Source organism: Salinivibrio proteolyticus (assembly GCF_001996165.1).
In the GTDB taxonomy this organism is placed as follows: domain Bacteria; phylum Pseudomonadota; class Gammaproteobacteria; order Enterobacterales; family Vibrionaceae; genus Salinivibrio; species Salinivibrio proteolyticus.
In genome coordinates, this window is record NZ_MUFP01000027.1 from 20,638 (window position 1) to 33,933 (window position 13,296).

At 48.6% G+C, this 13,296-nt stretch carries 14 protein-coding genes and 1 rRNA gene; 10 read left to right on the forward strand and 5 right to left on the reverse strand.

What is annotated here, in order from left to right:
- Positions 1–4 precede the first annotated feature (4 nt).
- The gene (gene smpB, locus BZJ19_RS15800; RefSeq protein WP_069591156.1) at positions 5–490 is read right to left on the reverse strand and encodes an SsrA-binding protein SmpB; all 486 of its coding nucleotides are present in this window, start codon (positions 488–490) and stop codon (positions 5–7) included.
- A 157-nt stretch (positions 491–647) separates the two neighbouring features.
- Between smpB and BZJ19_RS15805 the strand changes: the two genes are divergently transcribed.
- The gene (locus BZJ19_RS15805; protein ID WP_069591154.1) at positions 648–1,079 is read left to right on the forward strand and encodes an SRPBCC family protein; all 432 of its coding nucleotides are present in this window, start codon (positions 648–650) and stop codon (positions 1,077–1,079) included.
- On the forward strand, positions 1,072–1,422 hold the full coding sequence (locus BZJ19_RS15810) for an RnfH family protein (RefSeq protein ID WP_069591153.1): 351 nt from the start codon (positions 1,072–1,074) through the stop codon (positions 1,420–1,422). Before BZJ19_RS15805 ends, BZJ19_RS15810 begins: the two co-directional genes overlap by 8 nt.
- Before the next feature lie 84 nt (positions 1,423–1,506).
- On the opposite strand, the gene bamE is transcribed toward BZJ19_RS15810, so the two are convergent.
- The 3 genes from bamE to nadK all read right to left on the reverse strand — a co-directional run bounded on the left by bamE (position 1,507) and on the right by nadK (position 4,842).
- On the reverse strand, positions 1,507–1,863 hold the full coding sequence (gene bamE, locus BZJ19_RS15815; protein WP_069591158.1) for an outer membrane protein assembly factor BamE: 357 nt from the start codon (positions 1,861–1,863) through the stop codon (positions 1,507–1,509).
- 256 nt (positions 1,864–2,119) lie between these two features.
- Complete coding sequence (recN, locus tag BZJ19_RS15820; RefSeq protein WP_077676335.1) at positions 2,120–3,787, reverse strand: DNA repair protein RecN; 1,668 nt, start codon at positions 3,785–3,787, stop codon at positions 2,120–2,122.
- Positions 3,788–3,960: 173 nt separating this feature from the next.
- Complete coding sequence (gene nadK, locus BZJ19_RS15825) at positions 3,961–4,842, reverse strand: NAD(+) kinase (protein ID WP_077480968.1); 882 nt, start codon at positions 4,840–4,842, stop codon at positions 3,961–3,963.
- Positions 4,843–5,015: 173 nt separating this feature from the next.
- On the opposite strand from nadK, the gene grpE reads away from it, so the two are divergent.
- The 3 genes from grpE to dnaJ all read left to right on the forward strand — a co-directional run bounded on the left by grpE (position 5,016) and on the right by dnaJ (position 9,087).
- Positions 5,016–5,663, forward strand: coding sequence for a nucleotide exchange factor GrpE (grpE, locus tag BZJ19_RS15830; protein ID WP_077676336.1), 648 nt, complete (start codon positions 5,016–5,018; stop codon positions 5,661–5,663).
- Between the two features lie 233 nt (positions 5,664–5,896).
- Positions 5,897–7,819, forward strand: a complete 1,923-nt coding sequence (dnaK, locus tag BZJ19_RS15835) for a molecular chaperone DnaK (RefSeq protein ID WP_077676337.1) — start codon at positions 5,897–5,899, stop codon at positions 7,817–7,819.
- Between the two features lie 119 nt (positions 7,820–7,938).
- Entirely contained in the window at positions 7,939–9,087 is a 1,149-nt protein-coding gene (gene dnaJ / locus BZJ19_RS15840) for a molecular chaperone DnaJ (protein WP_077676338.1), read from the forward strand.
- A 63-nt stretch (positions 9,088–9,150) separates the two neighbouring features.
- Here the strand turns inward: dnaJ and BZJ19_RS15845 are convergent, their stop codons facing one another.
- On the reverse strand, positions 9,151–9,606 hold the full coding sequence (locus tag BZJ19_RS15845; RefSeq protein ID WP_077676339.1) for a type IV pilin protein: 456 nt from the start codon (positions 9,604–9,606) through the stop codon (positions 9,151–9,153).
- A 100-nt stretch (positions 9,607–9,706) separates the two neighbouring features.
- Between BZJ19_RS15845 and BZJ19_RS15850 the strand changes: the two genes are divergently transcribed.
- From BZJ19_RS15850 to BZJ19_RS15870, 5 genes are all read left to right on the forward strand, one after another.
- On the forward strand, positions 9,707–10,279 hold the full coding sequence (locus tag BZJ19_RS15850) for a pilus assembly FimT family protein (protein ID WP_077676340.1): 573 nt from the start codon (positions 9,707–9,709) through the stop codon (positions 10,277–10,279).
- A complete protein-coding gene (locus tag BZJ19_RS15855; protein WP_077676341.1) occupies positions 10,266–10,904 on the forward strand; it encodes a prepilin-type N-terminal cleavage/methylation domain-containing protein in 639 nt (212 codons plus the stop codon). Before BZJ19_RS15850 ends, BZJ19_RS15855 begins: the two co-directional genes overlap by 14 nt.
- Entirely contained in the window at positions 10,901–12,277 is a 1,377-nt protein-coding gene (locus BZJ19_RS15860; RefSeq protein ID WP_077676342.1) for a hypothetical protein, read from the forward strand. The genes BZJ19_RS15855 and BZJ19_RS15860 overlap by 4 nt, the downstream gene beginning before the upstream one ends.
- 4 nt (positions 12,278–12,281) lie before the next feature.
- Positions 12,282–12,704 carry a type IV pilus modification PilV family protein gene (locus BZJ19_RS15865; RefSeq protein ID WP_077676343.1) on the forward strand — a complete coding sequence of 141 codons (423 nt, stop codon included), beginning with the start codon at positions 12,282–12,284 and terminating at the stop codon, positions 12,702–12,704.
- A gap of 403 nt (positions 12,705–13,107) precedes the next feature.
- Positions 13,108–13,296 (forward strand): 16S ribosomal RNA (locus BZJ19_RS15870); the annotation flags it as partial.

Consider the following 13,296-nt stretch of genomic DNA (forward strand, 5'->3'; position numbering starts at 1 on the left):
ACGATTAACGTGCTGCGTTTTTCATGATTCTGGCTTTTTGACGCTGCCAGTCTCTGTCTTTCGCGGTATCGCGTTTATCGTGAAGTTTTTTACCTTTTGCTAAGCCGATTTTGAGCTTGGCGAAGGATTTTTTCCAGTACAGGGAAAGAGCCACAACTGTGAAACCATCCCGGTTAACCTTTCCGATCAAGGTATCAAGCTCACGACGCTTAAGCAAGAGCTTGCGTGTACGCTGAGGATCAGCCACCACATGGGTGGAGGCCACATTAAGCGGGGTGATGGTTGCCCCGAACAAAAAGGCTTCCCCGTCTTTCAGCAACACATAACTTTCGCTGATATTGGCTTTACCGGCACGGAGAGATTTTACTTCCCAGCCTTGTAGCTCAAGCCCGGCCTCAAAGTCATCTTCGATGAAGAACTCATGGCGAGCTTTTTTATTCAGCGCGATGGTGTTACTGCTTGCTTTGTTCTTTGCGTTTTTCTTAGCCATAGTGGGCGCATTATAAAGGCTATGCGTTGAGGAATGAAAGGATTATCGCACGAGCCTGAGTGAAGCGCATCTGTATTTGTCGATACACGCGGCTGCACGCTTTGGTGAATAGATGCGGCGGTGGTATGATTTCGCGGTTAACTTGCAAGGAGTCCTTATGCCGCAAATTATCCGCTCGGCTTTAGTGCCTTACAGTGCTGAGCAAATGTTTGCCTTGGTGAATGATGTTGAGGCCTATCCACAGTTTTTGCCTGGGTGCGTGAGCACACGCTTGATTGAGCACACTGACACAACCATGGTGGCATCGTTAGACGTGGCGAAGGCAGGCATCAAGAAAACCTTTACGACCAAAAATTACTTGGTGGAAAACACGCGCATTGATATGACATTGGTCGATGGGCCATTTAAACGACTGAGCGGAGGTTGGCGTTTTACACCGCTTTCGAGTGACGCGTGTAAAATCGAGCTCGATCTTGAATTTGAATTTACCAATCGATTAGTTGAAGTGGCGTTTGGTCGTATCTTCAGCGAGCTAACAAGTAGTATGGTGAAAGCATTTACTGAACGAGCGAAAACGATCTATGAGTGAAGAAACACTACTCCGTGTTGAGGTGGTCTACGCATTGCCGAATGAGCAGCGCATTTTTAATTGTGTGGTGAAACCACAATCGACCGTTGAAGAGATTATTCGCCAATCTGGTGTGCTTAAAGCTTACCCAGAGATTGATTTAGACAACAATAAAGTTGGCATCTTCAGCCGCACCGTGAAGCTGGATGCACAAGTGCGTGATGGGGACCGTATTGAGATTTATCGCCCATTGCAGGCGGACCCAAAAGAAATTCGCCGACGCCGAGCGGAACGCGCGAAGTTAGAAGGAAAAGCGGATCCTGTTACGGGTGGACGCGTGGATACCCAGCGCAAGCGCTCATAACCAGCCAATAAGAAAGGCGCCAATCGGCGCCTTTACTAAAAAAAGCTCGACAATGATGGCAGTAGACAGCCTGCTGCGTCACCGTTATTGGACAGCTTCGAAAAAGCTTTCACCCGGCGTGAAGTCACCATCGACCTTGACTAACTGGTTGTTATCATCAAAAGAGAGCACAAGATCTTTTTGTGTTGGCGCTTGATGACCAGGCTGTTGCCATTGGACAAAATACCACGTGTTTGGGTAGCCAGATTCGACCAGCATAGGAGGGCCGAGTAAGAACTTAACCTGCTCTTTGGTCATGCCAAACTTAAGTGAGTCTACGGCTTTTTCTTCGATGTAATTGCCCTGATTGATATCGACGCGATAAACCAGTTTCTCGGCGTAAGAACAGCCAGTAATGGCAATTGCCATTAGGGCAGCAATGGCGGCTTTAGTCCAACCCATAGTTAACATCTTCACTGTCTCGTTGATGGCAAATAATATCACTCACACGCAAATCGTTATGTGGATACAGGCTTTTTCGTCCCTGACGAAAGGCGAATGAGTATAAACAAGCTCGGAATATATGTAAAAAACCTGCTCGCGACTAGCGATTGGATGGGAAGAATCGAAAAAAGTTCGCCCTAAAAAGAGAAAAAGGCGACACGCTCACAGGTTTGTGAGGTGTCGCGAATCGTTGAGTGCCATAGGTTGACGCATGCTATGCGGCAACCAGCAAGTCTTCGGCATTGGCCAGCGTGCGTTCGGTGATCTCGCTACCGCCGAGTAGGCGTGCCAGTTCATTGATGCGTTCTTCGCGGGCCAACGGATACATACGGGTGGTCGTGGTGCCTTTTTCTGTTTGTTTGGCGACAAACATTTGCTGATGCCCGCATCCGGCGACTTGTGGTAAGTGTGTTACGCACATTACTTGGGTCGATTGACCTAATTGACGCAGTAATTTACCGACAATCGCCGCTGTTGGACCACTGATACCTACATCGACTTCATCAAAGATCAGGCTAGGGGTTTCCACTTTTTGGGCGGTGATCACTTGAATGGCTAATGAAATCCGAGATAACTCACCGCCAGAGGCAACCCTTGCGAGCGGTTGTAGTGGTTGGCCTGGGTTGGTTGACACCAAAAAGGCCACCGCATCTCCCCCTAAGGGACTTAGATGAGTGTCGGCTTTGTTTTCGACTTGGATTTCAAAGGTACCGTGCTCCATGCTCAGTTGTTGCATGCTTTGCGTGATCAGTTTATTGAGCTCACGGGCATAACGACGTCGGCTTTTACTGAGTTTTTCTGCCGTGTCCAAACAGGCGGCAAAATGCGCATCTACGTCGGCTTGGAGCTGCTCAATCGCCTCATCATTATGGGCTAATTTATCCAGTTCTTGGATCAGTTGTTGGTGAGTTTGATAAAGCGCTTCGGGTTGCACATGATGTTTGCGTGACAAGCTCATAATCGTGCTCATGCGCTCATCAAGATATTGCAGGCGTTGCGGATCCATATCTAACCGGTCGAGGTAACTGGTCACTTCTTGACTCGCTTCTTGCGCTTGAATGCGCGCTTCTTCGATAAGCGTGGCTAAGGGCTCAAATTGGCTATCCAGTGTAGCCAGTTCAACCAAGCGTTGCTGCGCGGCATTTAAAAGGTTGAGCGCGTTAGCGTCTTCGTTATCACTGAGCAAATCCACGACCGCTTGGCTTGTCATCGCAATATCGCCGCTGTTTGATAAACGCTTGTGTTCTTCTTCAATCTGCTGGTACTCATCTTCGCCTAGTGCCAGCTCGTTCAATTCACCGACTTGATATTCCAGTAGTTGTTGCTGGGCATCGAGATCGTCTTTTTTCTTGATCAGTGCCTTTAACTCGTTTTTAGCGCGACGCCAACGTTGGTAGCGAGACGCCATCTTATCAAGCAGTGATTGGTGTCCGGCATATTGGTCGAGCAGGGTGATCTGGTGTTCTGGGCGCAACAGTTGTTGGTGAGCATGTTGGCCATGGACATTAATCAGTAGCTGTCCTAGGGCTTTTTGCTGTGAGGCAGGCACAGGGTTGCCGTTAATATAAGCACGAGAGCGGCCTTCTTTGGTAATCACGCGACGGAGAATACAGTCGTCGCCGTCTTCGAGTTCGTTATCTTGTAGCCAGCGACGCGCGGCACTGTTTTGTTCGAGGGTAAAACTGGCGGTGATCTCTGCACGTTTTTCACCGGGACGTACCATATTGGCATCCGCGCGGTCGCCTAAGCAAAGGCCGAGCGCATCGATAGAAATCGATTTACCTGCACCTGTCTCTCCGGTGATCGCCGTCATTCCTTTACTAAACTCCAACTCCAAGGATTTCACGATGGCAAAGTTTTGAATGGTCATATCGGCTAACATAGGAAAACACCTGTATCTATCAATAACTGTGTATAGATACAGTATATACTGTTTTTACATCCAGTGAATATGTAAAAAGAAGAATTGTTCCTTCTGGGAGTTCCCGCACAAAAATTGCACACAAAAAAAGCAGGCGAGCCTGCTTTTGTGCGTCTTAATGGAAAGAAAAGCGGTTAGAATAGTTTTGATGACCAGCCTAGCTTGGTGCGTAACGTATTGTAATAATTGTAATCTTTGGGATGGATTAGCTTCAGTGTGGCCGGGCTTTTGTAAATATGCACTTCGTCGCCAGGGTTCACGGGAAGAGAGACTTGTCCGTCGCAACTGACTTCCAACGTGCCGCGGTTATCGGGCGAAACCAGCAGTTTAATGCGGCGGTTGCCATCGACGACTAACGGACGACTGGATAGAGTGTGAGGGAACATAGGAACCAGTGAAATCGCGTTTAGGCTCGGAGAGAGAATAGGGCCGCCTCCCGATAAACTGTATGCTGTGGAACCGGTGGGGGTTGAAATAATGATCCCGTCGGAGCGCTGAGAAAAGGCAAACTGTTCGTTAATGTAAACTTCAAACTCAATCATATGCGCCACTTGCCCTGGGTGGAGCACTGCTTCGTTCAGTGAGGCATTATGACTTTTGACTTGGTCATGACGGTGGATCTCGGTTTCGAGTAAAAACCGATCTTCTTCCATGTATTCACCGCTCAAGACGGCTTCAAGCGCGTTTTCGAAGGCGTCGGGATCTAAGTCGGTCAAAAAGCCTAAATTGCCCCGATTCACTCCAATCACCTTGATGTCACTGCGCGATAACACGCGTGCCGCGCCCAGCATGTTGCCATCGCCCCCAATCACAATGGCTAAGTCAGCATGTTGACCAATCGTAACAAGATCCAAGTAATGCGCATCGGGTAATCCCAAATTAGTACTAAGACGCGTATCAATGCACACCTCATAACCACGCTCGGTGAGCCAATGATAAAGGCTAATGTGTGTGTTCACGGCCTCTGGGTTACGAGGCTTACCGATAAGCGCAATGCGTGTAAAAGGTGTCGACATAATGCGGATCCTGTGTCTATTTGTGCCCAGTATAACGCGGCAAAATCGCGATTGTCGTGATTTGGGTTGGCCTGATGGTTGAATCGTGAATATTCATCCCCATAATAACCCCGTCAATCAAGTTGAATAGTCCCAGTGGCGTGCTGGGCAATGCCATTTGTGTCGGAGTGATCATGAGCGAAGAACAGAAAGTGAAGCAAGAGCAGGAAGCAGTAAAACAAGCGCAAGCTGCTGAAGCCAAAAACGCAGAGCAGGCCACTGAGCAACAAGTGAGCGGTAATGCGGCGGATATCGTAGACGCCGAGACCGAGGCCATGATTGCACGTATTACCGAGCTTGAAGCCGCACTTGAAGCCAGTGAAGCGAAAGTGAAAGAGCAGCAAGACAGCGTGCTGCGTGCCCGTGCGGATGTCGACAATATGCGCCGTCGTACTGAGCAAGAAATCGATAAAGCGCGTAAATTCGCGCTAGAGAAGTTTGCCGGTGAGCTGTTGCCCGTGATTGATAACATGGAGCGTGCCGTCGAGATGGCGGATAAAGAAAATGAAGCCATCAAGCCTATGGTAGAAGGGGTAGAGCTAACCCTAAAAACCATGACTGATACGGTTGAAAAGTTCGGCCTAAACGCGATTGATCCGCAAGGTCAGCCATTTAACCCTGAACTGCACCAAGCGATGTCAATCCAAGAAAGCGCTGAGCACGAGCCAAACACCGTGATGATGGTGATGCAAAAAGGTTACGAGCTAAATGGTCGCGTCGTGCGTCCAGCGATGGTGATGGTATCTAAAGCACCACAAGGCAACGTTGACGAAAAAGCGTAACAAGGTCTGACGTCGAAAACGTCAATAAATACAGGCCTTTTTGTCAGCCACTCGATATGAAAGGCCTAAAAAATGCGGTTTTTTTTATCGCAGACCTTGAAAACAAGCATGCTGCCCTTATTTAGATTGCAGCGTTAAATAAAAATTTGCGGTGAGGGGTTGAACCTCTCACGGTTACCCCCACATAGGGTGTAACGCAATAAAGCCACAGAACGAATTTCGGAGAGCACCAGATGGGTAAAATCATTGGTATTGACTTGGGTACAACCAACTCATGTGTCGCTGTACTAGACGGTGAAAAAGCACGCGTGATTGAAAACGCAGAGGGTGATCGTACAACACCTTCAATCATCGCTTATACACAAGACGGTGAAACGCTAGTCGGTCAACCTGCAAAGCGTCAGGCGGTGACAAACCCAGAAAACACCCTGTTCGCGATCAAACGTTTGATCGGTCGTCGTTTTGAAGACGAAGAAGTACAGCGCGACATCAGCATCATGCCATACAAAATTGTTAAAGCTGACAATGGCGATGCGTGGGTTGAGGCGAAAGGCCAGAAAATGGCTGCACCTCAGGTCTCTGCTGAGGTTCTGAAGAAAATGAAGAAAACCGCTGAAGACTTCCTAGGCGAGGAAGTGACTGGCGCGGTTATCACAGTACCTGCGTATTTTAACGACGCTCAGCGTCAAGCAACTAAGGATGCTGGTCGTATCGCAGGTCTAGAAGTTAAGCGTATCATCAACGAACCAACGGCAGCCGCACTGGCCTATGGTCTAGACAAGAAAGGCGGCGATCGCACTATCGCAGTTTATGACTTGGGTGGTGGTACCTTCGATATCTCTATCATCGAAATCGATGAAGTGGATGGCGAGCAAACTTTTGAAGTATTGGCGACCAACGGTGATACACACCTAGGTGGTGAAGACTTTGATAACCGTCTTATCACTTACTTGGTCGACGAGTTTAAGAAAGAGCAAGGCATCGACTTGCGTCAAGATCCATTGGCGATGCAGCGTCTGAAAGAAGCGGCAGAAAAAGCGAAAATCGAGCTATCTTCTGCACAGCAAACTGACGTTAACCTGCCTTATGTGACTGCGGATGCAACTGGTCCTAAGCACATGAACATCAAGGTAACGCGTGCCAAGCTTGAGTCTTTGGTTGAAGATTTGGTTCAACGTTCTCTTGAGCCACTGAAAGTCGCTCTGGCAGACGCCGAGCTGTCTGTTGACGAAATCACTGATGTTATCTTGGTAGGTGGTCAAACCCGTATGCCAATGGTACAGGCGAAAGTTGCTGAGTACTTTGGTAAAGACCCACGCAAAGACGTGAACCCTGATGAAGCGGTTGCCGTTGGTGCGGCAGTGCAAGGTGGTGTACTGTCAGGTGATGTAAAAGACGTGCTACTGCTTGACGTAACGCCTCTGTCACTGGGTATTGAAACCATGGGCGGTGTGATGACCAAGCTCATCGAGAAAAACACCACGATCCCAACCAAAGCGAACCAAGTGTTCTCGACGGCGGAAGACAACCAAAGCGCGGTAACTATCCACGTGATTCAAGGCGAGCGTAAGCAAGCCATGCATAACAAATCACTGGGTCAGTTTAACCTAGAAGGCATTCAGCCTGCGCCACGTGGTGTGCCACAAATCGAAGTGACTTTCGATCTTGATGCTGATGGTATCTTGAACGTGTCTGCGAAGGACAAGCAAACGGGTCAAGAGCAGAAAATCACCATCCAAGCGTCTGGCGGCTTGAGCGACGAAGAAGTTGAGAAGATGGTTCAAGAAGCAGAAGCGAACAAAGAAGCGGACAAGAAGTTCGAAGAGCTCGCAACTGCACGTAACCAAGCGGATCAGCTGGTTCACAGCACTCGTAAGCAAGTTGAAGAAGCCGGCGACAAACTGCCAGCAGAAGACAAAGAGAAGATCGAAACAGCGATCTCTGAGCTTGAAACTGCGCGCAATGGTGAAGATAAAGAAGCCATCGATGCGAAAGTACAAGCACTGGTCGCAGCTTCATCAAAACTGATGGAAATTGCTCAGCAGCAAGCACAAGCTGAGCAGGCGCAACAAGACGCCGGTGCAGATTCAGCGAAACAAGACGATGACGTCGTTGACGCTGAGTTTGAAGAAGTCAAAGACGACGACAAGAAATAAGCGAAAGCGCTGTCGTTAGTAAGCACGGGCGTAGGGGAGCAATCTCCTTCGCCCGTCGTTTTATCAAACCGTGATTTGAACGTCTTTGTTTTGTTGACGTAAACAGGTGCAGTCAGACCATGTCAAAAAGAGATTTATATGAAGTGCTCGGTCTAAGCCGCGATGCGAGCGAGCGCGATATCAAAAAAGCCTATAAGCGGCTGGCGATGAAATATCACCCAGACCGTAATAAAGGCGAAGATGCCGCTGACCAGTTCAAAGAAATTAAGCTGGCGTACGAAGTGCTGACCGACCCACAAAAACGCGCTGCCTATGATCAATATGGCCACGCAGCCTTTGAACAAGGCGGTATGGGTGGCGGCGGCTTCGGCGGCGGTGGTTTCGGTGGTGGCGCTGACTTTAGCGATATTTTTGGTGACGTATTCGGCGATATATTCGGCGGAGGGCGTCGCGGTGGTCAGCAACGCGCGCAACGTGGTGCCGATCTGCGCTATAACATGGAGCTAACGCTTGAAGAGGCGGTCCGTGGCGTCAGCAAAGAGATCGAAGTCCCGACCTATGTAGGGTGTGATACATGTCATGGCAGCGGCGCCAAACCTGGTTCACAAAAGCAAACCTGTGGTACCTGTAATGGTATTGGTCAGGTGCWAATGCGCCAAGGTTTCTTTGCCGTGCAGCAAACCTGTCCAACCTGTCATGGTAGCGGCTCCATTATTAAAGACCCTTGTAACAGCTGTCATGGTCAAGGTCGTGTGAAAAAGACCAAACACTTGAATGTGAAAATTCCAGCTGGCGTCGATACAGGGGATCGAATTCGTCTATCAGGTGAAGGTGAAGCCGGAGAAAACGGTGCCCCAGCGGGTGATTTGTACGTACAAGTACACATTCGTGAGCACCATATTTTCACCCGTGATGGCAATAATCTTTACTGCGAAGTACCGGTTAGCTTCACAATGGCCGCACTCGGTGGCGAAGTTGAAGTGCCGACATTGGATGGTCGTGTGAGCCTGAAAGTGCCGGCCGAAACGCAAACGGGTCGTATGTTCCGCATGCGTGGCAAAGGCGTACAATCCGTACGTGGCGGCGGTATGGGCGATCTCATTTGTAAGCTGGTGGTAGAAACCCCTGTCAAATTGAGCAGCCGTCAAAAAGAGCTTTTACAAGAGCTTGAAGAGTCATTCAGCGGTAGCGAAGCGAAAAAGCATAAGCCAAAATCAGAAGGCTTTTTCGATGGCGTGAAGAAATTCTTCGATGACCTTACCGGTTAAAAAGTGCCGCCTGTCCAAAGAACACTAAGATGATGAATAGCCAGCCTCGTGCTGGCTATTTTTTTATCCTTTCGTCGGCCGCTGTATATGGGGAAGCGGACAGTCTTTATGGTTTGATTGCGCGGCAATTAGCCCGCTCGGGTATAAGGTCAATACCCCACAGGGGTCGTTGTTTTGCGCGCTTTCCTGACGTGGAGTAGCAGTGACATAATAGCTTTTCGTTTGCCCGTGGACTGCAAAGTTGTAGCGTTGAGATAGCTGACAGTTTTCGCACAGCTTGTCTTTTAACTCAGTTTGGTCGCTGGCGTTAGGAAACGATTGATGGGTAATAAAATGATCCTCTACCCATGCTTGTAACTGGACCAGGTTACGTTTTGCATGTTGCCTTTCTTGTTGCTGTTTGTAATGAGAATAGGCGGGTAACGCAATGCCGACTAGCGTAGCAATAATGGCGACCCCAAACAGTAATTCGACTAATGTCACGCCTTTTTGTAAGCGTGAGATACTGTTAAAGCTCATTTTTGTTAGCCTCTCGAAGACTCTGTCACTAAAACGTCATCCAGCCTAGGGCAGTGGTACTCTCATCATCAATCGGTGGGCGATTAACTTGGGAGGCAGTATGCGTTTTATCCCTCATCTTAGGCGGCTTTCTCATGGCTTTACTTTAATTGAGTCACTAATCGCGCTTGCTGTGCTGGCGATCACTTGCAGCATTGCGTTTCCCAATTTTCAAAAAGCGCGCCAAGCGGCCTTGATTGCCAATGACAGTGCCGCACTAAGCAGTTTGTTTCAATTAGCACAAAGCCGAGCCGTTGAAGAAAATCGTCCGTATGTTGTCAGCCTCGTCAGTGATGATGGGATAGACTGCATTATTGCCAAAGCTGAACCGGCGTCGACAGCTCGAACATCAGCAGGTCTAAAGCCACTGCCTCTCGACTGCCATCAAGCGAAAGCCTTGATGGTGAGGTTGGATAAACAGGTCACGCTAAAACAAAAAGTTAAAGAAGAGTGGCAAGTACAGCCAGACGGCGATTTATTCACGATTGATTTTCGAACCCAGCGGCCAAATCTCAACCTTACACTCGGATTAAGCACCGACAACAGCCAACAGCCAGACTATATCGTGCAAGTCCGTCAGTACCTTGGTTTCAGCCATTGTAAAAACAAGGACAAAAACAGTGCGAGCGGCTGAACAATCAGGTTATAGCTTGGTAGAGCTACTAATCGGTTTGTCTGTTAGCGTGATAGTCATGCTGTCGGCATTGTCGATGATGACGTCCGCCACTGTGACTCAGACCCGTCTTGATGCGAAGACTAGCTTATCCCTTGAGCTAAGCCGCTTACTGACCATAATGGAGTCCGATATTCGTCGAGCTGGATTGTGTTATCAGTGTGGTGAGACAACAGAATTTCAAGTAGGTAAGCATCTGATTCTGATTGACGACACCGGTGGAAACAATCAGGGGCAATGCATTCGGTTTGCCTACCAACAGACGGGTATCGTTCCTCAGTTGTACGCAGAAAAAGATGATGTTAAAGGCTTTCGGTTTGATGCTGATAATCAGGCCGTTGAAATCTACGAGAACCACGACGATACAGCCAACTGGACGTGCCAGTCCGGTTACTGGCGAGATATTTCTTCACGCAACATTGTGATCGATAACCTGATTTTTGAGCGCGAAGAAGTGAGTACACCTAATGATCGCATAGTTACCGCCCTAACTATCACCTTATCTGCTGCATTAAAAGAGGCCCCACACACGCAAGAAACCCTATCTCGCACTCTGGTATTACGCAACACAATGAGGCAGTTATGAGGAAGACACAAACTGGTATTGCAACGCTCGTCGTGGTAGCCAGTATTGCTTTGATTGCACTGGTGATGGTGTTTGGTGTGAGTCAGCGTGCGATCAATGATATCCAGCAGGCGCAGGCACGAATTATAACCCAAGAGTACCTCTCTCGGGCTTGGGCGGGGTTAGATTGTGCGGTGGCGAAAATTTATCAAGAGGGCCTCGATCTCTCATCCGGTGATGCGGCCAAAGGGCTAGCTCAATTAGCAGACTGCCAAGGTGTGGCAGGAAGTCGATTAGAGCTAGCACCTTGGCCAAACAATCCCTCGTTGTGGCGGCTAAGTAGTCACTCACATCAGCAGGAGGTTGGAGTCACCTTGCAAGGCGCGGGAGGCGGTCGCGCGGCGGCGTTTGTCACATCAGGTTCGGCGTTATTTTACGGTGGGAATGAGTGGCGGCCGGCGAAGGGCAAAAAACGTGCGGATGGACGTTATGAATGTCAGTCCATAATTGCCGGTGGTGATGTGAGGATTAGCCCACGAAAGCCAGATGAAGGTATGTCAGAGAGTAAAGGGGACAAAAGTCAAAACAGGTTTACTGTCCAGTTAGGAGGAGGAGATGAGTGTGCTCCTGAGTATAAAACTGAGGTGCTCGATTACAAAGTAGCGGATAGTCGCGATGATGAGACTAAGAAACTGCTCAAAAAAGATGTACAAACCAATGTGAAGGACATGGATCTTTTCCAGGATTTTTTTGGTGTCCCGCGTTCACAGTGGCAGCTTGCCAAACAGCAATTTGAGGAAAAAGGCGGRACCATCGTTGAAACGCATGGCGATGCATCGAAATGTTATAAAACGATTGTCGATGCGATGGAGCAAGGGCATGGGCAACCTAGCATTAAAGTCTGGGTTGATGGTCCTTGTGATTTAAGTCGCGGAGGGGAAAAGAGTTTGCCGAGTGGACCGCCCATCCTATTGGTTGTGCAAGATGGCATTATGGCATTTCGTGGTACGATCGATCCCTTTAACGGTGTGGTGTATCAATTTAACCCCACGATGAACGCGAACAAGTTTGCGGAGCAATGGGGCATGGGTAGTTCTCAGGGTGGGGAGGTATTATGCACGCACAGCAATGCGTCAATAAGTGAGCTTTGCCAGCATATTACCACCAATGTGCGAGAACCTGAGCAAGCAAGCCGAGTCCCATTTTGGTTTCATGGTAGTTTTAAAACCAATGGTGCATTTATTATTGATGTGCCGGGTGGCAATACAGTCATAAATGGCGCGTTGGTTGCTAATTATGACGATGACAACAAGCATGCTAGTTTTCAGGGGCTCGGACAGTTAAGGCCCTTACCCAATAGCTATTACGATCTAACACCACCCAGTGGAGGGTAAGGCGATGAACTCTCAATTTGGGTTTTCATTCTTAGAGATACTGATTGCGCTCGTGCTGGTATCTGTCACAGGCTTAGGGCTGTATAGCCTCACCGCAGAGATTGAAGCTCGGCAATATAATGCCAAGCTCGCTGAAGGGGCCATGCATATTGCCAATGATCAACTCGCCCTTTGGCAGCGCATCAACACCGATACACCTTGCTCAGCAAAGAATGGTGAAAAGGTTGGGCTTTCAAATATTGCTGGGTGCTTGATTGAAACCAAAGATACGCCTTACCAACTAGAAGTGAAAACCACCAAAAACTTGATGGGGAAGACAGGCCCTTATGCTAAACAGTTGGAAATCATCGTAAGTTGGAAAGATAGCCGAGGGATTTCTCAGTCGTTAACTTTTTATTTTACCGCTTCTATCCATCGCCATGGTTAAACCCAGCCCCTTTAATGCACCCTTTTGTGTGTTTTTTGTTCGGTCGGTATTTTTTCTTTAAAAACCCCTTGCGTCACAAAAATACCTCTCTATAATGCGCTCCTCGTTGGCACGGCAAACCGCGCTAACAAACGGCAACAAAGCCAAGTAAACAAAAAGCTTGACTCACTGCCTCGGTGGCGTAAAATGCCACTCCCGCTCAAGATTGAGCGACGCTCTTTAACAATTTGACCTATGCAATCTGTGTGGGCACTCGTTGAGAATAGACAAAAAGATTTATTCGATGAACTGAGTGACCAAACGATAACTTTTAGTTATTCGGCACAGTCAATTCGTTTTTCTCTTCGGAGAGAAACAGTAATCAGTATTCATTGAGCTGAAACTTCGGTYTCGAAAAAAACTTTAATTGAAGAGTTTGATCATGGCTCAGATTGAACGCTGGCGGCAGGCCTAACACATGCAAGTCGAGCGGAAACGGCAGTATTGAAGCTTCGGTGGATTTACTGGACGTCGAGCGGCGGACGGGTGAGTAACGGCTGGGAACCTGCCCTGACGAGGGGGATAACCGTTGGAAACGACGGCTAATACCGCA

What these genes read in the sequence shown, in the direction of transcription:
- smpB (WP_069591156.1), bottom strand. Translation starts at nt 490, where the DNA reads ATGGCTAAGAAAAACGCAAAGAACAAAGCAAGCAGTAACACCATCGCG.
- dnaK (WP_077676337.1), top strand. Translation starts at nt 5,897, where the DNA reads ATGGGTAAAATCATTGGTATTGACTTGGGTACAACCAACTCATGTGTC.
- BZJ19_RS15845 (WP_077676339.1), bottom strand. Translation starts at nt 9,606, where the DNA reads ATGAGCTTTAACAGTATCTCACGCTTACAAAAAGGCGTGACATTAGTC.
- BZJ19_RS15865 (WP_077676343.1), top strand. Translation starts at nt 12,282, where the DNA reads ATGAACTCTCAATTTGGGTTTTCATTCTTAGAGATACTGATTGCGCTC.
- nadK (WP_077480968.1), bottom strand. Translation starts at nt 4,842, where the DNA reads ATGTCGACACCTTTTACACGCATTGCGCTTATCGGTAAGCCTCGTAAC.
- grpE (WP_077676336.1), top strand. Translation starts at nt 5,016, where the DNA reads ATGAGCGAAGAACAGAAAGTGAAGCAAGAGCAGGAAGCAGTAAAACAA.
- BZJ19_RS15850 (WP_077676340.1), top strand. Translation starts at nt 9,707, where the DNA reads ATGCGTTTTATCCCTCATCTTAGGCGGCTTTCTCATGGCTTTACTTTA.
- BZJ19_RS15805 (WP_069591154.1), top strand. Translation starts at nt 648, where the DNA reads ATGCCGCAAATTATCCGCTCGGCTTTAGTGCCTTACAGTGCTGAGCAA.
- BZJ19_RS15810 (WP_069591153.1), top strand. Translation starts at nt 1,072, where the DNA reads ATGAGTGAAGAAACACTACTCCGTGTTGAGGTGGTCTACGCATTGCCG.
- recN (WP_077676335.1), bottom strand. Translation starts at nt 3,787, where the DNA reads ATGTTAGCCGATATGACCATTCAAAACTTTGCCATCGTGAAATCCTTG.
- bamE (WP_069591158.1), bottom strand. Translation starts at nt 1,863, where the DNA reads ATGGGTTGGACTAAAGCCGCCATTGCTGCCCTAATGGCAATTGCCATT.